Here is a 17778-nt window from a genome sequence, read left to right as displayed (position 1 = left end):
ACCAGGAGCTCGCATTGTCCGATCGCCTTCCACGCCGCCTTGTCCAGCTCTACGTGGGGCTCGTCCTGTACGGCACGTCCATGGGGCTCCAGTTGCGCGCCGCCGTCGGTCTCGACCCCTGGGACGCCTTCCACCAGGGCGTCGCCGAGCACACCTCGCTGTCGATCGGCACGGTGACGGTCGTCGTCGGCCTCGCCGCGCTGCTGCTGTGGATCCCGCTGCGCGAGCGGCCCGGACTGGGCACGGTGTCGAATGTGATGGTGATCGGGCCGGTGGTGGACGCCACCTTGTGGCTGATACCGGAGCAAAAGGCGCTGGCGGTGCGGATCCCGATGCTGCTCTTCGCGATCGTGCTGTGCGGCGTGGCCACCGGACTCTATATCTCGGCGCGGTTCGGGGCGGGCCCGCGGGACGGGCTGATGACGGGGCTGCACCGGCGCACCGGATGGTCGCTGCGGCTGGTGCGGACCGGGATCGAGCTGGCGGTGCTGGCCACCGGTTTCGCCCTGGGCGGGTCGGTGGGGCTGGGTACGGTGCTGTTCGCGCTGACCATCGGACCGCTGTCGCAGTTCTTCCTGCGCGTCTTCGCGATTCCCGCGCCCGCCGGGACGCCGGGCCCCGCGGCCGCCGGGGCGCCGGGCCCCGGGATCGTGGCGCGCGGCGGCGCCCAGCCGCAGGTCCGGGACCTGATTTAGGGCTGGCGCGATCGGAGCGGTAGTGTACGCCCTTGGCCTACCAGGCGGACCGTTACTGCGCGCTAAAGTACCAGAAACGCTGGGTGACATCTGCTGCCAGATGTGACAAACCGGGCGCCTGTGGGTAGAACAACGGGGCGGCACGACGGGCGACGCATGTCCCAATACGGGAATCTTCACCGCCGACCGGACGTTGACCGGATGACGACGACAGCGACACCTGTCCTGTGGGCGACAAGCCCGGGAGGCACGATTCATGAGTGAGCGAGCTCTCCGCGGCACGCGACTCGTGGTGACCAGCTACGAGACCGACCGCGGCATCGATCTGGCCCCGCGCCAGGCGGTGGAGTACGCATGCCAGAACGGCCATCGATTTGAGATGCCGTTCTCGGTAGAGGCGGAGATCCCGCCGGAGTGGGAGTGCAAGGCGTGCGGCGCCATGGCACTCCTGGTGGACGGCGACGGACCTGAGGAGAAAAAGGGCAAGCCTGCGCGCACGCACTGGGACATGCTCATGGAGCGGCGCACCCGCGAGGAGCTCGAGGAGGTGCTGGCCGAGCGGCTGGCGGTCCTGCGCTCCGGTGCCATGAACATCGCCGTGCATCCGCGGGACACACGTAAGTCTGCCTGATCCAAGCGGCGGACTTGAGATAGCGAGGGCCGGGGCCACTGCTGAGCAGTGGCCCCGGCCCTTGTGCGCGTTGACGTGACCCCAGGTGGGGCGGTGGCCGCCGGTGGCCCAGCCCCGGCCCCGGCGGCTCGGCCCCGGCCCCGGTGGCTCGGCCCCCGATCCCGGTGGCTCAGCCCCGGTCGCGCGGCCGCAGCCCGGGGCCCGGTTCTTCATCGCCGTCCCGGTCCCGGTCGTGCCCGTCCCCGTCCTTGATCACCTCGCCCTGGATCACCGTGCCCTGCTCCGCGCGCGCCTGCGCGCCCCGGCGCTCCCACTCCTCACGGGCCTGAAGGAAGGGGTCGGAGGGCGATCCGGGGACGAACCCCATCCGGCGCGACAGCGCGCTCTCCGCCCGGCGCCGCAGCAGCGCCCGGGTCGGCGGGAACAGGCACACCAGCGCGGCCACGTCCGATATCAGCCCCGGCACCATGAGCAGCAGCCCGCCGAGCATGGTGAAGGAGCTTCCGGGCCGCGCCGCGGGCTCCTCCTCGCCGCCCGGCCGCATCGACGCGGCCAGGCTCTGCCACGCCCGGCGGCCGCCGCGCTTGACCACGGCCCCGCCCACCACCACGCCCGCGACCAGCAGCAGGAAGACGGTCAGCCCACCGGCCAGGTCCGCCACCAATGTCAGCAGCCAGATCTCCAGAACCAGCCAGGCGGCGATCCCCAGCGGCACGAAGGTGCGGGCGCGTGAGCGCTTCGGGCGGGTCGGGTCGCTCTGCTGCGATGCGCCGGTCATCATGCCTCCAAGTGTGCCCGGGCCCGTGCGCGATTCGGAGCCCGGGGCCGCGTGGCCAAGGGGATCGAGGGGATCTCATGGGTTCCAACGTGCGAGGTGTCCCAGAGGCTCCAGCACTCCGAAGAAGGGTCCGAAGCGGGGTCCGAAGCGGAGTCCGAAGAAGGGTCCGGCCAGGAGCCCGAAGCGGAGTCCCGAGGAGACCGGACGGAATCCGCGGGGAATCGGCGGTGGCGGTCCGGGTACCCGCTGTCGGCGGAGGTGTCGAATGACGGGTGTGCTGGAGGTCCTGGTGTGGTGGGCGGCGCTGACCGGGATCTGGCTGGTGCTGATCGGCACCGTCGACCCCCTGGAGATCCTGGTCGGGGCGGCCGCCGCACTGGCCGGCGCCCTGCTCGCCCGCGCCGGACGCCGGGCGGTGACGGACCGGTGAGCACCTCCGACGGCTGGCTGGCGGCGGCGCTGGTACCGCTGCTCGCGCTGGGGCCGGTGCTGTGGCGGATCGCCTACGGCTCGCCGAAGGACCGGCTGATCGGCCAGAACCTCACCTCGCTGCTGGCCGGGCTGGCGCTGCTGCTGGCCGCGCAGGGCTTCCACCGGACCTCGTACACCGATGTGGCGCTGGTGGTCAGCGTGCTCGGCCCCACCGGAACGCTGATCTACGCCCGCTTTCTGGGCGTCCTGCCCGACTCGCGGCTGGTGCGGTGGACCGCGCTGGTGGGGGTGCCCGCCACGGTGCTGCCGCTGTGCGTGGCGACCGGGCCCGGCCGGGCCATGGCGAAGCTGCTGCTGATCGGCGCACTGCTGATCGCGGGCAGCGTGGTGACCAGCGCCCGCAGTGGAAAGGGGGGCGTCACGGCATGACCGATGTGCTGATCGTCGTCGCGCTGCTGCTGGTCGCGGGCGCCGCCACCGCCGCCGTGCTCAACCGGGACCCGGTGCGGCAGGCGCTGGTGCTGTCCTTCCTCGGCCTCGCGCTGGCCCTGCTGTTCACCTTCCTCCAGGCGCCGGACGTCGCGCTCTCGCAGCTCGCCGTGGGCTCCGCGGTGACGCCGCTGATGATCCTGCTGACCGTGCGCAAGGTGCGGCGCCGCCCGGGGGACCGCGACGGCGCGGACAAGCGGGCGGGCCGTGAGCGATGAGCGCCCGGGTCCGGCTGTGGGTCTTCCTGGCGGGCGCCGCCGGGTTCGCCGTGCTGTTCGCCGTCGCCTGCTTCGGCCTGCCGGCGTTCGGCACCGTCCACCACCCGTACGGCGTCCGGGCGGTACAAGCCTCCTTGAGCCATCACACGGCCAATGTCATCGCGTCGGTCAACTTCGATCTGCGCGCCTTCGACACGCTCGGCGAGGAGACCATCCTCTTCTCCGCCGTCCTCGGCACCGTGGTGCTGCTGCGCCAGGCCCGGGACGAGCACCGCAAGGATCCCGAGCCCGCCGTGGTCCACCCCCGGGTGCGCCGGTTCGCGCTGCTGATGCTGCCGCTCGCCCTGCTGGTGGGGCTGTATGTGATCGCGCACGGTCAGGTCAGCCCGGGCGGCGGCTTCCAGGGCGGGGTGGTCGCCGCCACCGCGCTGCATCTGCTCTACATCGCCGCCGACTACCGGGCCCTGGAGCGGATCCGGCCGCTGACCCTCTACGAGATCGGGGAGGCCGCGGGCGAGGTGGCCTATGTCATCACCGGGCTCGCGGCCGTCCTCGCCGGGTCGGCGTTCCTCGCCAACGTCCTGCCGTTCGGCACCTTCGCGACCCTGTCCTCGGGCGGCACGGTGCCATTGCTCAACGCGGCCGTCGGCCTGGAGGTCGTCAGCGGGGTCGTGGTCCTGCTGGCCCGCTTCCTGGACCAGGCCGTGGAGATCGAGGAGACCGGGGCGGACGACGGGAGCCCGCGCGGCGCAGGGGACAGCCCGGACAACGGAGACGACGGAGACGACGAGAGGGAGCGAGCGTGACGGTCCTGCCGTACCTGGTCGCCGGATGGATCTTTCTGATCGGTGTGTACGGGCTGGTGACCAGCCGGGACCTGATCCATGCCGTGGGGTGCCTGGCGGTCACCCAGTCCTCCACCTATGTGCTGCTGCTCGCCGTCGGCTACCGCAACGGCGGCACCGCCCCGGTCTTCGCCGACGCGCCCACCGACAGCCGGGTGGTCGACCCGGTCGTCCAGGCGCTCGCCCTCACCGACATCGTGGTCGGCGCGACCGTGACCGCGCTGCTGCTCGCGCTCGTCGTCCAGCTCCGCAAACGCCATGGCACGGTCGACCCGGACGCCCTGTCCGAGCTGAAGGGCTGACCGGGTGGACACCGCGCGACTGCTGCCGCTGGTGGTGGCGGCGCCGCTGATCGGCGCGGCGGTGCTGGTGGCCACCGGACGGCGGCTGCCCCGGCTCGCCTCCGACGTGCTGGCCTGCGCCTTCGCGACCGCCACCGCCGTACTGGCACTCCTGGTGCTGTTCCGGGCCGGGCATCTTGGACCGGAGGCGTATCCGGTGGAGTGGGTGGGCGGCTGGCGGCCGGTGGGCGGCCGCGGGGTGGGCATCGTGCTGGTCGGCGATCCGCTGGGCGCCGGGCTCGCGGCGCTGACCTCGCTGCTCGTCGTCGCCGTCCTCGTCTACTCCTGGCGCTACTTCGAGGAGCCGCCGCGCCGCCACACCGGCTCCTTCCCCGCGCTGATCCTGGTGTTCCAGGCGGGCATGTGCGGTTTCGCGCTGACCGGCGATCTGTTCAACGCCTTCGTCTTCTTCGAGCTGATGGGCGTGGTCGCCTACGCGCTGACCGGCTTCCGGGTCGAGGAGCCCAAACCGCTGCAGGGCGCGCTGGCCTTCGGGGTGGTGAACTCCCTCGGCGCCTACGTCACCTTGCTGGGCATCACGCTGCTGTACGCGCGCACCGGGGAGTTGGGGTTCGCCCAGATCGGGCGGAAGCTGGACGCGGGTGAGCCGGACGGGCTGGTGCTCGCCGCGTTCGTCCTGGTGACGACGGGTCTGCTGGTGAAGGCGGCCGCCGTCCCGTTCCACTTCTGGCTGCCCGACGCGCATGCGGTCGCCCCGACGCCGGTATGCATGCTGCTGTCCGGGGTGATGGTGGAGCTGGGTGTCTACGGGGTCGCCCGGGTCTACTGGACGGTCTTCGCCGGGCCCGGCGGTCTCGCCCACCCCGACTTCACCCGGGCCCTGCTGGTGCTGGGCGTCCTCACCGCGCTGCTGGGCGCGGTGATGTGCTGGCAGCAGCGCCATCTCAAACGGCTGCTGGCGTTCTCGACCGTGTCCCACACCGGGCTGTTCCTGATCGGCGTCGCCGTGCTGACCCCCGAGGGGATCTCGGGCACGGCGCTGTACGTGCTCGGCCATGCGGGGGTGAAGGCGGCCCTCTTCGCCTGCGCCGGGGTGCTGCTGGACCGATACGCGTCGGTGGACGAGCACGAGTTGTTCGGCCGGGCCCGGGAACTGCCGGAGGTCGGGGCCCTGTTCGCGGTGGGCGGTCTGGGCTTGAGCGGGCTGCCGCCGTTCGGCTCCGGGCTCGGCAAGGCCATCGCCGAGGAGGCCGCGGGGCACACCGTCGGATGGCTGCCCGCGCTCTACGTCCTGGTGTCGGCGGTGACCGGGGGCGCCGTGCTGCGCGCCGGGCTGCGGATCTTCGCCGGAGCGGGGCGGCGGCCCCGGGACGGGCAGGAGAGCGGTCCGGAGACCACCGGCGAGGAGGAGCCCGAGACCGGCCGCCGCCTCGGGCGCATCCCGGTGCCGCTGCTGGCGGTGCCCGCCGCGCTGCTGGCCGGGTCGCTGGCGGTCGGGGTGATCCCGGCCGTCGCCTCCGCGGTGGACCGGGCCGGGGCGCTGTTCACCGACACCGGCGGCTACCGGCGGTCGGTGCTGGACGGACGCGCCGCGGCCGTCCCGGCGTCCGTGCCGCCGCACTGGCAGGCGACCGGGATCCTGCTCGGGCTGCTCTCCACGGCCCTCGCCATCACCCTGGCCACACTGGCGGTACGGCGGCCGGTCCGCACCGGGACGGCCGCCCTACTCGCGCCCGTACGGCGATTGCAGTCCGGGCATATCGGTGACTACGTCGCCTGGCTGGTCGCCGGGACGGCGCTGCTCACGGTGCTGACCGTCCCGGGGGTCCGCTGAGACCGAGACGTGCCCGGTCTCCTGGTCAGCGGTGGCGCAGTGCCGAGATCAGCTGACTCTTGGACATCTGGGATCTGCCCTCGATGCCCGCCTTCTGGGCCTCGCGGTACAGATCCTCCTTGGTCCGCGTCTCCATGCTGCCCGACTTGGCGCTCCCTCGGGCCGCCATGCCGCGCGCTGTCGACTTCCCGCTCTTCGTGGTCGCTTTAGCCATGTTCCGCCTCCTTCCGCCTCAAGTGTCCGGTACGGGACGGAAGGACGCCTGTGGGACTACTCCGAGCGCGGAGGCGGAGCACCGCAAGCCCGGAGCCGGGCTTACGGCTCCTTGCGGCCCAGCATCTTGTTGACCCGTGAACCCACGCCCCAGGACATGACCCGCCAGGCCGCCTCCGTGACGATGTCGCGGCTCATCTTGCTCTCGCCGCGCTCGCGTTCGATGAAGGTGACCGGAACCTCGATGACGTGGAAGCCCGCCTTGATGGCCCGCCAGGCCAGGTCGATCTGGAAGCAGTAGCCCTGGGAGGCGACCTCGTCCATGCCGATGCCCTCGAGCGTCTCCTTGCGGAACGCGCGGTAGCCCGCCGTCATGTCACGGATCGGCACATCGAGGAGGAGGCGGGAGTATGTGCTGCCGCCCCGGGAGATGAACTCGCGGGACTTGGGCCAGTTGACGATGCGGCCGCCGGGCACCCAGCGGGAACCGATCACCAGATCCGCGCCCTTGAGCGCGGTGAGCAGCCGGGGCAGCTCCTCGGGCTGGTGGGAGCCGTCGGCGTCCATCTCCACCAGCACGCCGTAGCCGTGCTCGATGCCCCAGCGGAACCCGGCCAGATAGGCGGCGCCGAGGCCCTCCTTGCCCTTGCGGTGCAGCACCTTGACGCGGTCGTCCTCGGCGGCCAGCTCATCGGCGACCTTGCCGGTGCCGTCGGGGCTGTTGTCGTCCGCGACGAGGATGTGCGCGTCCGGAACCGACTCCAGGACCCGCTCGACGATCGGCTTGATGTTCTCCGCCTCGTTATAGGTCGGGATGATCACCAAGGTCGTACCGAGCGGACCGTACTTCCGCCGGCCACCGTCGTCCTGCTGCGAGTGGCGCGGCTCCACGTCCGCGCCGCCGGTGAGCGGCTCGTCGCCTTCGCTACGCGGCGCGTCGGCTCCGGCGGGCGGCTTCGCGGCATCGGTACGCGGCGCGTCGGCCTGCACGCCGGGCTCCTCGGCTCCGGTGCCCCGCTCCTCGGCCTTCGCGCTCGGCTCACCGGCTCCGGCCAGCGGCTCCGCGGCCTTCTCGCTCGGCTCACCGGCCTCGGGTGCGTCGCTCACGGCGTCGGATTGGTCGCTTCTCCGCCCGTGAGACGCATCGTCACGGTCGTTGCTCCGGCGCGGCTCCTCGGCCTCGCGTGCGTCGCTCACGGCTACTGCCCCTTCTCGTCCGTACGTCCCCGACGGCCGATCGTGATCGCGGCCGCGCAGGACAGAACGCCCACCATAGCGAGCACCCACTCGGGGATCGCACCGACGCGGTCGGCCAGGGTCTTGCCGTCACGCAGCGGGATGCGCGCGGTGAGCACATCTTGCGTGAATTCTTTCGTCCGCTGCTCGATCGTGCCATCCGGGGAGACCACGGCGCTGATCCCGCTCGTGGCCGCGGTGATCACCGGCCGACCGTGTTCGATCGCCCGCAGCTTGGACATGACCAGCTGCTGCTCGGGCTGGCCGCTGCGCCCGTAGGTGGCGTTGTTGGTCTGGACGACGATCGCCCGGGCGCCCGCGTTGACCGTGTCGCGGACGATCTCGTCGTAGGCGACCTCGAAGCAGATCACATCGCCGAGCCGGGCGGGGCCGACCTTGAGCACGCCGGTGTGGTCGCCGGGGTAGAAGTCGCGGGGCACCCGCTGGAGCCGGGTGATGATCTTGCTGAGCTCCTGGCGGAACGGGACGTACTCACCGAAGGGCACCGGATGCTGCTTGGTGTACGAGGCGCCGGGGCCGCTCTTCGGGTCCCAGACGATGCCCTGGTTCTCCACATAGCCCTGTTTGGTCGGATGGTCGACCAGGGCGCCGACCAGCACCGGAACGCCGATCGCCTGCACGGCCTCGTCGATCCGGGCGTAGGCCTCCCGATACTGGAAGGGATCGAGGTCGGAGGCGTTTTCCGGCCATATGACGAGATCGGGCTTGGCGATCCGGCCGGCCTTGACGTCCTTCGCCAGGTTCAGAGTCGCCTTCACATGGTTGTCGAGGATCATCATGGGGCGGCCCAGGAAGTCCATACCGGGCTGCTGCACATTGCCCTGGACGACCGCGATGTCGACCGAGTCGGCGGCGGCGGTGGGGATGGGCACCGCGAATCCGGCCGCCGTCACGGCGGCGGCGACGGCCACGGCCCCGGCGGCGGGCAGGGCGCCGCGCGGCGAGAGGCCCCCGGCGCGCTTCAGCCGCCACAGGACCAGCGCGGCGGAGGCGAGCGCCCCGCCCGTCACCGCGACGCCGAAGGTGACCAGCGGGGCGCCGCCCAGCGCGGCCAGCGGGGTGTAGGGCGAGCCGGTGTTGGCGAAGGCCAGCCGGCCCCAGGGGAAGCCGCCGAAGGGCACCCGGTCGCGGGCCCACTCCTCGGCGATCCACAGACAGGCCGTCCACAGCGGCCACAGGGCCGGTACCGGCAGCCGGGAGACCAGGGCCAGGCCGGCTCCCATCAGCGCGAGGAAGGCCGCCTGGATGATCGACAGGCCGATCACCGCGTCCCAGCCCACCACGCTGAGCCACTTCAGCAGCAGCAGGAAGAACGGCACCCCGAAGGCGAAGCCCGTCCAGGCGCCCTGGCGGGCGGTCCGGCCGTGGGTGAGCAGGGCCAGGGCGGCGACGGCCACCAGGGACAGCGGCCACACCCCGAACGGCGGAAAGGCGAGGCCGAGCGCGAGCCCGCTGACCGCCGCGAGCGCGCTGCGCCGTGCCTCGCGGCGGGCGAGCAGGCCCAGACGGCGCCACCGGCCGGGCCGCCGCTCCCCGGTGGACGGCTCGGTCGCGGGCGCCGTGGTCCCGCTCTCGCCGCCCGCACCGCCCTCACCGGGGGTCTCGCCGCCTTCGACGGCGCCGCCGGTGGGCGGCGTGACGGCGGAGCCGGGCCGCCGGCCCGGACGGTCTGCGTCCGGCCCGGTGGGGGCGGTTTCGGCGGTGGTGTCGGAACCCGATGGCACGGTGCGGCCTTCCTACAGGTCGTGCTGTGGTGAAGTGACCGTATAACGCGGGCGCCCAGAAGTTGTCCCGAGGTGCGGATTGTGACCTCGGGCTATGGAAACGCTTCGGCCATGGCGGGGGTTCCTCGCCCGGCGGCGGCCCCGCCCCCGCGTCGGGGGCGGTCCGCCGGTGTGCGCGTGCGGAGTGGGGGCCCGACGCCCTTCGGGCCGACCTGGGACCCGCTGGCTGCGGATCGACCGAGAGCCGTTGTCTACTGAGCGTCCGGGCCCCTCCCGGGTCGCACCTGCCGACCCGGCGATCCCTCCCTCGCCCCCGTGCGCTGGACCTGGCTCCCAGTGGTGGCGCACCACGGCGGCGCGTCTCCCTCTGGCCCAGCGGCGTTCGACGACTGCGTGAAGATTCCCCGGTCGGGCGTCCAGTGGTGGACGAGGCCGAACCTACCGGCCACCGACCGCACCCTGTCAACAGCCACATGACCTGCGCCGTTTCCTCAAATGACCAGGTCAGTACGGACGATGTTCAGATGCCACGACAGGCCGGGGGCTCATCGTTCGGCGGTACGGGGCACCCGCGCGTCACTCGTCCGGCCGGAGGTGGACGGTGTGTCCGCCCACCACCGTGCGCACACAGACGGGCAGTTGACCGCCGGGGGTGAGGTCGGGCAGGCCGGGGGTGCCGGAGCGGGGATCGGTCGACCATCCGGCGACCCGCGTGTCGGGCACCTGCACGATGAGTTCACCGGTGCGCCAGATCGCGTAGTCGGCGGGCGCGCCGGGCACCAGGACGCCGGCGTCGTCCCGCCCGATGGCCCGCCAGCCGCCGCGGGTGTGGGCGGTGAAGGCGGCGCGGACGGAGATCCGGTGCTCCGGGGTGCGGTGGAAGGCGGCGGCGCGCACGGTGCCCCAGGGGTCGAGCGGGGTGACGGGGCTGTCGGAGCCGAGCGCCAGGGGCACACCGGCGCGCAGCAGCGCCGCGTACGGGTTGAGGGTGCGGGCCCGCCCGAGGCCGAGCCGCTGGGCGTACATGCCGTCCTCGCCGCCCCACAGGGCGTCGAAGGCGGGCTGGACGGAGGCGGTGAGGCCGAGGTCGGCGAAGGCCGCGATGGTCTCGGGGGTGAGCATTTCGGCGTGTTCGACGCGGTGGCGGGCAGCGCGGACGCGGGCGAGCCCGGCCTTGTCGGCGGCGGCCCGTACGCCCTCGACGACGGCCGTGACGGCGGCGTCGCCGATGGCGTGGAAGCCGGCCTGGATCCCGGCCTCGGTGCAGGCGATGACATGGGCGGCGATGGCCGCCGCGTCCAGATAGGCGGTGCCGCTGTGCGGCGTGTCGGCGTACGGCTGGTGGAGACACGCCGTGTGCGAGCCGAGCGCCCCGTCGGCGAAGAGGTCGCCCGCCGCGCCGATGGCACCGAGTTCGCGCACCTTGTCCAGGTCGGCGGCGCTGCTCGCGGCCTCGGCCCAGTAGCCGTACACCCGCGGCCCCGGCTCCCCCGCGGCGAGCTTCAGCAGCCCGGTGAGGTCGTCCTCGGAGGAGATGTCGGGCCCGGCGCATTCGTGGAGGGAGCCGATGCCGAGCGAGGCGGCGCGGGCGAGGGCGGCCCGCTGGGCGTCGGTGCGCTGCCGCTCGGTGACGGCCGCGTGGGCGGCGGCCCGGACGGCGTGGTGGGCGGCGCCGGTCAGGGGGGCGTCGGCGTGCTGGCCGGCCAGGTCGGACACGCCGGGGACGCGGTCCAGGAGGGCGGTGGTGACGACGGCGGAGTGCACATCGACGCGGGTGAGGTAGAGGGGGCGGCCGCCGGTCGCCTCGTCGAGTTCGGCCCGCGACGGCGGCCGTCCCTCGGGCCAGCGGGCGGCGTCCCAGCCGTGGCCGAGCAGCACCCGGTCGGCGGGGTGGGCGGCGGCGAAGGCGCGCACCCGCTCCAGCGCGTCGGCGAGCGTACGGGCGCCGGTGAGATCGAGTCCGGTGAGGGCGAGCCCGGTCGCGGTGGTGTGCACATGCGCATCGGTGAACGCCGGGGTGACCAGCGCCCCGTCCAGCTGGATGATCTCGTCCACGCCGTCCGCGAAGCTGTCCGCGGCCCCTTCGGAGCCGACCCAGGCGATGGTGCCGCGCTCGACGACCATCGCGGTCGCGAACGGATCGGCGGGGCTGTGGACCTCACCTCCGCGCAGCAGGACGGTACGGCCTCCGGGGGCCTGGGCGGGGGTCGGGTCGTTCACGGCGGGCTGCCTCGGGGGTATCGGATGAGGGGGATCGGAAGGGGCCCGGCAAGGGGGCCCGGGCGTTCAGACGCGCGGCGGGCGCGCCTCGTAGGGCGTGGAGAGGACCACGGTGGTGCGGGTGGAGACCCCGGCCAGCGAGCGGATCCGGCTGAGCAGGTGCTCCAGCTCCAGCGGGGTGGCCACGCGCACCTTGAGGATGTAGTTCTCATCGCCCGCGACGCTGTGGCATGCCTCGATCTCGGGCACCTCGGCGAGCCGCTCGGAGATGTCGTCGGGCGCGCTGGGGTCGAAGGGTTTGACCGAGATGAACGCGGTGAGGGGGAGCCCGACGGCCTCGGGGTCCACGACGGCGGCATAGCCGCGGATCACACCCCGCTGTTCGAGACGGCGAACCCGCTGGTGCACGGCCGATGTGGACAGGCCGGTGGCCTTGCCCAGGTCCGTGTAGCTCATCCGGCCGTCCTTGACGAGCAGCTCCACGATCTGTCTGTCCAACTCCTCCACAGCCGATCACCTTATGTGGTCGGGAGGGGTCCGGCACAACGGGCGGGCACAGCGGACACAGACGCCCGTACGCCGCACCTGCACCGGGCATGTGACGAACACCACATCTCCTCATGGGTGTCCTATGAGTTGCCGCGATTACCTATGCGGTCGCGAGGGAAATGCTTGCTGTGGTCGAGGCCGACGCGCCCGACCAGCCCACCCGAGGGGGAAACACATGCCTCATCTCGAGCGCCTCGACGCAGGCGACATCGATACCGACGAGCACAACGACACCTATGAGATGTTCCGGGTGATCTGCCCGGACTGCGCTCACCCCATCGCGCTCCTCGCCGACGAGGACGTTCTTCCCGAGCACGCCCTGTGCTCCTCCCCGTGGGACCCGTTCGGGCTCACGGTCTGCGCCGGCACCGGCCGCCGGGCGGCCGACGCCGCCCCCGCCGACGCGTCGCTGGAGGCGCGGGAGCGGGACGCCGCACTGCTGCTGACGCTTCCGGCGGGCCTGGACTGGCGGACGCAGCCGTTCTCGCACCTCGGCGGCCCCGGCTCGCAGCCGGTCCGCTCCCCGGTGACGCGGCGGTAGGCGAACGGCGGGGGCGCGTGCCGCGCCCCCACCGAAACACCCGGCTCAGCCGGTCTCAGGTCCCGCGAGAGCGCGGGCGATGACCACCCGCTGGATCTGGTTGGTGCCCTCCACGATCTGCAGGACCTTCGCCTCGCGCATATAGCGCTCGACCGGGAAGTCCACCGTGTAGCCGTATCCGCCGAGCAGTTGGACGGCGTCCGTGGTGATCCGCATCGCGGCGTCCGTGCAGAACAGCTTGGCCATCGCCGCCTGCTTGGAGAACGGCCGCCCCGCGTCCCGCAGCCGTGCCGCCGCCAGGTACAGGGCGCGCCCGGCCTCGATCTGAGTGGCCATGTCGGCGAGCATGAAGCGCAGCCCCTGGAAGTCGGCTATCGGCCGGCCGAACTGCCGCCGCTGCGCGGTGTACGCGAGCGCCTCGTCCAGCGCCGCCTGGGCGACGCCGACGGCACAGGCCGCGATGCCCAGACGGCCCGCGTCGAGGGCGGACAGGGCGATCGCGAACCCCTGGCCCTCCTCGCCGATGCGCCGGGCGTCGGGGACCCGCACCCCGTCGAGATGGATCTGGGCGGTCGGCGAACCGGCCATGCCCATCTTGTGCTCGGGTGCGGCCGCCGAGAGCCCGGGGGTGTCGGCCGGGACGAGGAAGGCGCTGATGCCCCGGGTCCGCTCGGGGCCGGTGCGGGCGAGCACGGTGTAGAAGTCGGCGATACCGCCGTGGGTGATCCACGCCTTGGTGCCCTGAAGCGTCCAGGTGTCCCCGTCGCGGGTGGCCCGGGTGGTGAGCCCGGCCGCGTCCGAGCCGGAGGAGGGCTCGGAGAGGCAGTACGCGCCGAGCAGACCGCCGCCGAGCATCGCGGGAAGGTGCTCGGCCAGCTGCTCCTTGCTGCCGTAGCGGGCGAGGGCGTGGCAGGCCAGGGTGTGGACGCTGACGCCGAGGCCGACGGTCAGCCGGGCCGCCGCGAGCTCCTCCAGAACCTGCAGATAGACCTCGTACGGCTGGTCGCCGCCGCCGAACTCCTCGGGCTGGACCAGCCCCAGCAGCCCGGACTCGGACAGCAGGGTGAACAGCTCGCGGGGAAGTGCCCGGCGGCCTCCTCCTCGGCGGCCCGGGGCTTGATCTCCCGTTCGATCAGCTCGCGGACGAGCGAAATCAGGTCGCGGGCCTCCTCGGTGGGCAGCTCGCGTTCCACCGGCTGCGGGCCGTGGTCGGTCATGGCGGCGCTCTCCTCTCCCCTGTTCAGGCGCTGCGGCGACGTGCGCCGGGGTGTGGCGGCGCCGCCGGTGGTGCTGCCGCCGGCCGGCCCCGCCACTCGGATCGCGAGGGGTGGTGACCTGTACCGCGGCGGTTGGAGTATGCCCGATCCCGGGCCTTCCGCCACCGGTTGCCCGATCTTCGATCAACTTCGCACACGTACGCCCACCACCTTCTTACGCGCATTCCCACCAACGGCGCACGCGCGGAGCAAATTGGCCCAGACCATTGACCCCACTGGTCTAGTCCTTCTACCTTTTCCCCACCCTGTCCTGCGCGTTCATGTCAAGCTATGGGCAGGTCGTCGGGCAGTTCACTCTCCCCTCACCCCCACCGAGGAGATTCCATGCTCAGACCAGGCAGACTGTCGGCCGCGCTCGCGGCGCTCTGTACGGCGGTCCTGACCGCCACTCTGCTCGCGGGCTCGGCCACGGCCGGTGAGCCCCAAAGCGCCGGCATAGCCAAGGCCACGCCCAAGGCCGCACCGAAGGCCGCCGAAGCCCCCGCCACGCAGGCCGCCGGTAACAAGGTCGTCGGCTACTTCACCGAATGGGGCGTCTACCAGCGCAACTACCACGTCAAGAACGTCGAGACCTCGGGCTCGGCCGCCAAGCTCACCCACATCAACTACGCCTTCGGCAATGTCACCGGCGGCAAGTGCGCCATCGGTGACGCCTACGCCGACTACGACAAGGCGTACGACGCGGCGAGCAGCGTCGACGGCAAGGCCGACACCTGGGACGCGGGCGCCCTGCGCGGCAACTTCAACCAGCTCCGCAAGCTGAAGAAGCTCCACCCGGGCCTCAAGGTGCTGTGGTCCTTCGGCGGCTGGACCTGGTCCAACGGGTTCACCGAGGCCGCCAAGAACCCCGCGGCCTTCGCGCAGTCCTGCTACGACCTGGTCGAGGACCCGCGCTGGGCGGATGTCTTCGACGGCATCGACATCGACTGGGAATACCCCAACGCCTGCGGGCTCAGCTGTGACACCAGCGGTAAGGACGCCTTCAAGAACCTGATGGCCGCGATGCGCGCCAAGTTCGGTTCGTCCAATCTGGTGACCGCGGCGATCACCGCCGACGCCTCCTCCGGCGGCAAGATCGAGGCCGCCGACTACGCGGGCGCCGCGCAGTACGTCGACTGGTACAACCCGATGACGTACGACTTCTTCGGCGCGTGGGCCGCACAGGGCCCCACCGCCCCGCATTCGCCGCTCAACTCCTACAACGGCATTCCGCAACAGGGCTTCGACACCAACGCCGCCATCAGCAAGCTCAAGGGCGCCGGCATCCCGGCCTCGAAGCTGCTGCTGGGCATCGGCTTCTACGGACGCGGCTGGAGCGGCGTCACCCAGGACGCCCCCGGCGGCACGGCGACCGGCGCCGCGCCCGGCACCTACGAGGCGGGCATCGAGGACTACAAGGTGCTCAAGAACTCCTGCCCGGCGACCGGCACGGTCGCGGGGACGGCCTACGCGCACTGCGGCAACCAGTGGTGGAGCTACGACACCCCCGCCACCATCGCCGGCAAGATGAACTACAAGCAGCAGCAGGGCCTGGGCGGCACCTTCTTCTGGGAGCTCAGCGGCGACACCACGAACGGTGAGCTGATCAAGTCCATCAGCTGACCCTCGTACGGACCTCGTACGAACCCCGTACGAACCCCGTACGAACCCCGTACGAACCCCCCTGATGGCGCGGGCGGGGAGCCTTCACCGGCTCCCCGCCCGCGTTGTCGTGTGCCTTGTGGTCTGCGGGGCCCGACGTGCGCGGTGGGCTCGACCGGCGGCCGACCCGGGCTCGACCGGTGGCCGACCGGCCCTCCAGCGTTCAAGCGGCGCGCGAGGGGGCGCGGGAAGCGTAGGGGGAGATCCCGGTAACGCCGCACACCCGGTGTGAACGCGCTCCATCCGGTGCCCGTACCCGAACGCGGCTTGTTCTGACTGTTGCGGGGCATCTGCCCCACAAGGAAATCTGAGCGCACGGGTGGCCCGCACCGCCCCGTGCGCATGAACCAAAGGAACGATCATGAGCTCCGAGCAGTGCCCGAGCTGCGGTGGCCAACTCGCCGTGAACCAGGACGGGTGGAAGATCTGCCACTCCTGCGGCTATGCCTCCCCGCCCGGGGTCGTGCCCGCCCCCTCTTTGCCCGCCCAAAGCTGACGGCCGACTCCCCTGCGCCGCCCGCCGCTTAGTACCGTCTCCTCGTATCCCTGAAGCACCGAATCCCCGAAACCCTGGAACCCTGGTCCTCTGAACATTCCGCCCCCGTACCGCTGAGCGAGGCACCATGGTCAATCCCTGGCTGGCGATGGCGTCCGGCACCGACCCCGCCGAGCGCACCCGTACCGTGCGCCGCGCCCATGAGGCGTTTCTGACCGAGGGAGCACTCAGCTCGGCCGTGCGGCCGGTGGTGGCGGAGTCCTGGCGGCGCTCGGCCGACGCGCGGGTCGCCCAGGAGCGCAACGCGCCGATCGACCTGGCGGACGACGCGCTGGACACCTATCGCGCGGACCATCCGCTGGCCCGGGTGATGCCGCTGTTCCGCGAGCTGCTGGGCACCATCGCCCACGACGGCGCCCATCTGCTCGCGGTCTGCGACGAACAGGGCCGGCTGCTGTGGGTGGAGGGGCACGCGGGCGTACGGAACCAGGCCGAGCGGATGAACTTCGTGGCCGGGGCCCGCTGGGACGAGAGCCATGCGGGCACCAACGCGCCCGGGACGGCGCTCACCGTCGACCATGCGGTGCAGATCTTCGCCACCGAGCACTTCAACCGCAGCGTGCAGCCGTGGACCTGCGCCGCCGCCCCCGTCCACGATCCGCACACCGGACGGCTGCTGGGCGCGGTGGACATCACCGGCGGGGACCATCTGGCCGCCCCGCACAGTCTGGCCCTGGTCCAGGCGACCGCCCGTGCCGCCGAGGCGCAGCTGGGCGCCGGGGAGCCGCGGGCGCGCGGACCGCGGATCTCCCTGACCGCGCTGGGCCGGGACGAGGCGCTGCTGGTCGTCGACGGGCGGCGGCTGCGGCTCGGGCGGCGGCACAGCGAGATCATGGTGCTGCTGGCGGGTCATCCGGAGGGGCTGTCCGGCGACCGGCTGACGCTGGAGCTGTACGGGCCCCGGGCCGACGATCGCTCCCCGGTGACACTGCGGGCCGAGCTGTCGCGGCTGCGCCGCCTGGTGGGCCCGCTGCTGGGCTCGCGCCCGTACCGGCTCTGCGCGCCGGTGAGCACCGATCTGGCCGACGCCGCCGAGGCGTTGGCCTCCGGCGACGCGTATACGGCGCTGCGGGCGTATACGGGGCCGCTGCTGCCGCTGTCGGAGGCGCCGGGGGTGTGCCGGATGCGGCGGGTGCTGGAGGACGGGCTGCGGCGCACCGTGCTGTCCCACGGCGATCCGGAGCTGCTGCGGCGCTGGGCGCAGACGCCGTGGGGCGAGGACGATCTTGAGGTGGCGGAGGCGCTGCTGACCGCGCTTCCGGCCCATGCGCCGGGCCGGGTGGTTCCGGCGGCGCGGGTACGGCGGCTGCGGGAGCTGTACGGACTGGCGGGCGTGGCCCAGCACGGAGACAGCGCCCACAACGGAAGCGGCGCCGCCCACAACGGAGGCGGCGCCGGCCCCGGAGACGGCGCTGAGCGGCAAGGGAGCGGCCACCGGGACGCAACGTCCCCGCAACGTGGCCGCGGCTAGCCTCCCCGTCGGCTCCGCCCGTGTCGGCGCGGGCGGGGCCGGGACGCACACGCACGACGCGTCCGACAACGGGACACCATCACGCGTACACCCCGGGAGGCCGCC

18 protein-coding genes and 1 pseudogene are annotated in these 17778 nt (G+C 72.5%); 12 read left to right on the top strand and 7 right to left on the bottom strand.

The window, feature by feature from the left end:
• Positions 1–14: 14 nt before the first annotated feature.
• Both yczE and BLV72_RS30770 read left to right on the top strand, forming a co-directional pair.
• On the top strand, positions 15–695 hold the full coding sequence (gene yczE, locus BLV72_RS30775) for a membrane protein YczE (RefSeq protein WP_093466336.1): 681 nt from the start codon (positions 15–17) through the stop codon (positions 693–695).
• 256 nt (positions 696–951) lie between these two features.
• Positions 952–1326: an RNA polymerase-binding protein RbpA gene (locus BLV72_RS30770; RefSeq protein WP_014056358.1), complete on the top strand. Its 375-nt coding sequence runs from the start codon at positions 952–954 to the stop codon at positions 1324–1326.
• 169 nt (positions 1327–1495) lie between these two features.
• On the opposite strand, the gene fxsA is transcribed toward BLV72_RS30770, so the two are convergent.
• On the bottom strand, positions 1496–2104 hold the full coding sequence (gene fxsA / locus BLV72_RS30765) for an FxsA family membrane protein (protein ID WP_093470643.1): 609 nt from the start codon (positions 2102–2104) through the stop codon (positions 1496–1498).
• A 265-nt stretch (positions 2105–2369) separates the two neighbouring features.
• On the opposite strand from fxsA, the gene BLV72_RS48135 reads away from it, so the two are divergent.
• From BLV72_RS48135 to BLV72_RS30740, 6 genes are read left to right on the top strand one after another with little or no spacing between them, the layout of a single operon-like run.
• Positions 2370–2534: a hypothetical protein gene (locus tag BLV72_RS48135; protein WP_167746424.1), complete on the top strand. Its 165-nt coding sequence runs from the start codon at positions 2370–2372 to the stop codon at positions 2532–2534.
• Complete coding sequence (locus tag BLV72_RS30760; RefSeq protein ID WP_093466334.1) at positions 2531–2965, top strand: MrpF/PhaF family protein; 435 nt, start codon at positions 2531–2533, stop codon at positions 2963–2965. The genes BLV72_RS48135 and BLV72_RS30760 overlap by 4 nt, the downstream gene beginning before the upstream one ends.
• Positions 2962–3243 (top strand): Na(+)/H(+) antiporter subunit B, encoded by a 282-nt coding sequence (locus BLV72_RS30755; protein WP_093466332.1) that lies wholly within the window; start codon positions 2962–2964, stop codon positions 3241–3243. Before BLV72_RS30760 ends, BLV72_RS30755 begins: the two co-directional genes overlap by 4 nt.
• Positions 3240–4049: an MnhB domain-containing protein gene (locus BLV72_RS30750; RefSeq protein ID WP_093466330.1), complete on the top strand. Its 810-nt coding sequence runs from the start codon at positions 3240–3242 to the stop codon at positions 4047–4049. Before BLV72_RS30755 ends, BLV72_RS30750 begins: the two co-directional genes overlap by 4 nt.
• Positions 4046–4390 (top strand): sodium:proton antiporter, encoded by a 345-nt coding sequence (locus tag BLV72_RS30745; RefSeq protein WP_059146574.1) that lies wholly within the window; start codon positions 4046–4048, stop codon positions 4388–4390. Before BLV72_RS30750 ends, BLV72_RS30745 begins: the two co-directional genes overlap by 4 nt.
• Positions 4391–4394: 4 nt before the next feature.
• Positions 4395–6224: a complex I subunit 5 family protein gene (locus BLV72_RS30740; protein ID WP_093466329.1), complete on the top strand. Its 1830-nt coding sequence runs from the start codon at positions 4395–4397 to the stop codon at positions 6222–6224.
• Positions 6225–6249: 25 nt separating this feature from the next.
• Here BLV72_RS30740 and BLV72_RS30735 read toward each other — a convergent pair whose 3' ends face one another.
• From BLV72_RS30735 to BLV72_RS30715, 5 genes are all read right to left on the bottom strand, one after another.
• Positions 6250–6438: a Rho termination factor N-terminal domain-containing protein gene (locus BLV72_RS30735; RefSeq protein ID WP_093466327.1), complete on the bottom strand. Its 189-nt coding sequence runs from the start codon at positions 6436–6438 to the stop codon at positions 6250–6252.
• A 101-nt stretch (positions 6439–6539) separates the two neighbouring features.
• On the bottom strand, positions 6540–7328 hold the full coding sequence (locus tag BLV72_RS30730; protein ID WP_093470642.1) for a polyprenol monophosphomannose synthase: 789 nt from the start codon (positions 7326–7328) through the stop codon (positions 6540–6542).
• Between the two features lie 308 nt (positions 7329–7636).
• Positions 7637–9418 carry an apolipoprotein N-acyltransferase gene (gene lnt, locus BLV72_RS30725; protein WP_093466325.1) on the bottom strand — a complete coding sequence of 594 codons (1782 nt, stop codon included), beginning with the start codon at positions 9416–9418 and terminating at the stop codon, positions 7637–7639.
• Positions 9419–9994: 576 nt separating this feature from the next.
• A complete protein-coding gene (locus BLV72_RS30720) occupies positions 9995–11638 on the bottom strand; it encodes an amidohydrolase (protein WP_093466323.1) in 1644 nt (547 codons plus the stop codon).
• Between the two features lie 66 nt (positions 11639–11704).
• Positions 11705–12145, bottom strand: coding sequence for an Lrp/AsnC family transcriptional regulator (locus tag BLV72_RS30715; RefSeq protein WP_020866923.1), 441 nt, complete (start codon positions 12143–12145; stop codon positions 11705–11707).
• A 217-nt stretch (positions 12146–12362) separates the two neighbouring features.
• On the opposite strand from BLV72_RS30715, the gene BLV72_RS30710 reads away from it, so the two are divergent.
• Positions 12363–12728 (top strand): hypothetical protein, encoded by a 366-nt coding sequence (locus tag BLV72_RS30710; protein ID WP_093466321.1) that lies wholly within the window; start codon positions 12363–12365, stop codon positions 12726–12728.
• A gap of 45 nt (positions 12729–12773) precedes the next feature.
• On the opposite strand, the pseudogene BLV72_RS30705 reads toward BLV72_RS30710, so the two are convergent.
• A pseudogene (locus tag BLV72_RS30705) lies at positions 12774–13945 on the bottom strand (acyl-CoA dehydrogenase family protein).
• Between the two features lie 384 nt (positions 13946–14329).
• Between BLV72_RS30705 and BLV72_RS30700 the strand changes: the two are divergent.
• The 3 genes from BLV72_RS30700 (at position 14330) to BLV72_RS30695 (ending at position 17673) form a co-directional block, all read left to right on the top strand.
• Positions 14330–15607 carry a glycoside hydrolase family 18 protein gene (locus BLV72_RS30700; protein WP_093466319.1) on the top strand — a complete coding sequence of 426 codons (1278 nt, stop codon included), beginning with the start codon at positions 14330–14332 and terminating at the stop codon, positions 15605–15607.
• Between the two features lie 400 nt (positions 15608–16007).
• A complete protein-coding gene (locus BLV72_RS51150; protein ID WP_280143022.1) occupies positions 16008–16142 on the top strand; it encodes a hypothetical protein in 135 nt (44 codons plus the stop codon).
• A gap of 127 nt (positions 16143–16269) precedes the next feature.
• Positions 16270–17673, top strand: a complete 1404-nt coding sequence (locus BLV72_RS30695) for a GAF domain-containing protein (RefSeq protein WP_093466317.1) — start codon at positions 16270–16272, stop codon at positions 17671–17673.
• Positions 17674–17778: the final 105 nt, after the last annotated feature.

Source organism: Streptomyces melanosporofaciens (genome assembly GCF_900105695.1).
In the GTDB taxonomy this organism is placed as follows: domain Bacteria; phylum Actinomycetota; class Actinomycetes; order Streptomycetales; family Streptomycetaceae; genus Streptomyces; species Streptomyces antimycoticus.
This window is presented reverse-complemented; position numbering and strand designations above follow the sequence as displayed.

Coding starts and splice junctions, on each gene's coding strand:
- BLV72_RS30770 (WP_014056358.1), top strand. CDS start 952: ATGAGTGAGCGAGCTCTCCGCGGCACGCGACTCGTGGTGACCAGCTAC.
- fxsA (WP_093470643.1), bottom strand. CDS start 2,104: ATGACCGGCGCATCGCAGCAGAGCGACCCGACCCGCCCGAAGCGCTCA.
- BLV72_RS48135 (WP_167746424.1), top strand. CDS start 2,370: ATGACGGGTGTGCTGGAGGTCCTGGTGTGGTGGGCGGCGCTGACCGGG.
- BLV72_RS30755 (WP_093466332.1), top strand. CDS start 2,962: ATGACCGATGTGCTGATCGTCGTCGCGCTGCTGCTGGTCGCGGGCGCC.
- BLV72_RS30750 (WP_093466330.1), top strand. CDS start 3,240: ATGAGCGCCCGGGTCCGGCTGTGGGTCTTCCTGGCGGGCGCCGCCGGG.
- BLV72_RS30735 (WP_093466327.1), bottom strand. CDS start 6,438: ATGGCTAAAGCGACCACGAAGAGCGGGAAGTCGACAGCGCGCGGCATG.
- BLV72_RS30710 (WP_093466321.1), top strand. CDS start 12,363: ATGCCTCATCTCGAGCGCCTCGACGCAGGCGACATCGATACCGACGAG.
- BLV72_RS30700 (WP_093466319.1), top strand. CDS start 14,330: ATGCTCAGACCAGGCAGACTGTCGGCCGCGCTCGCGGCGCTCTGTACG.
- BLV72_RS51150 (WP_280143022.1), top strand. CDS start 16,008: ATGAGCTCCGAGCAGTGCCCGAGCTGCGGTGGCCAACTCGCCGTGAAC.
- BLV72_RS30695 (WP_093466317.1), top strand. CDS start 16,270: ATGGTCAATCCCTGGCTGGCGATGGCGTCCGGCACCGACCCCGCCGAG.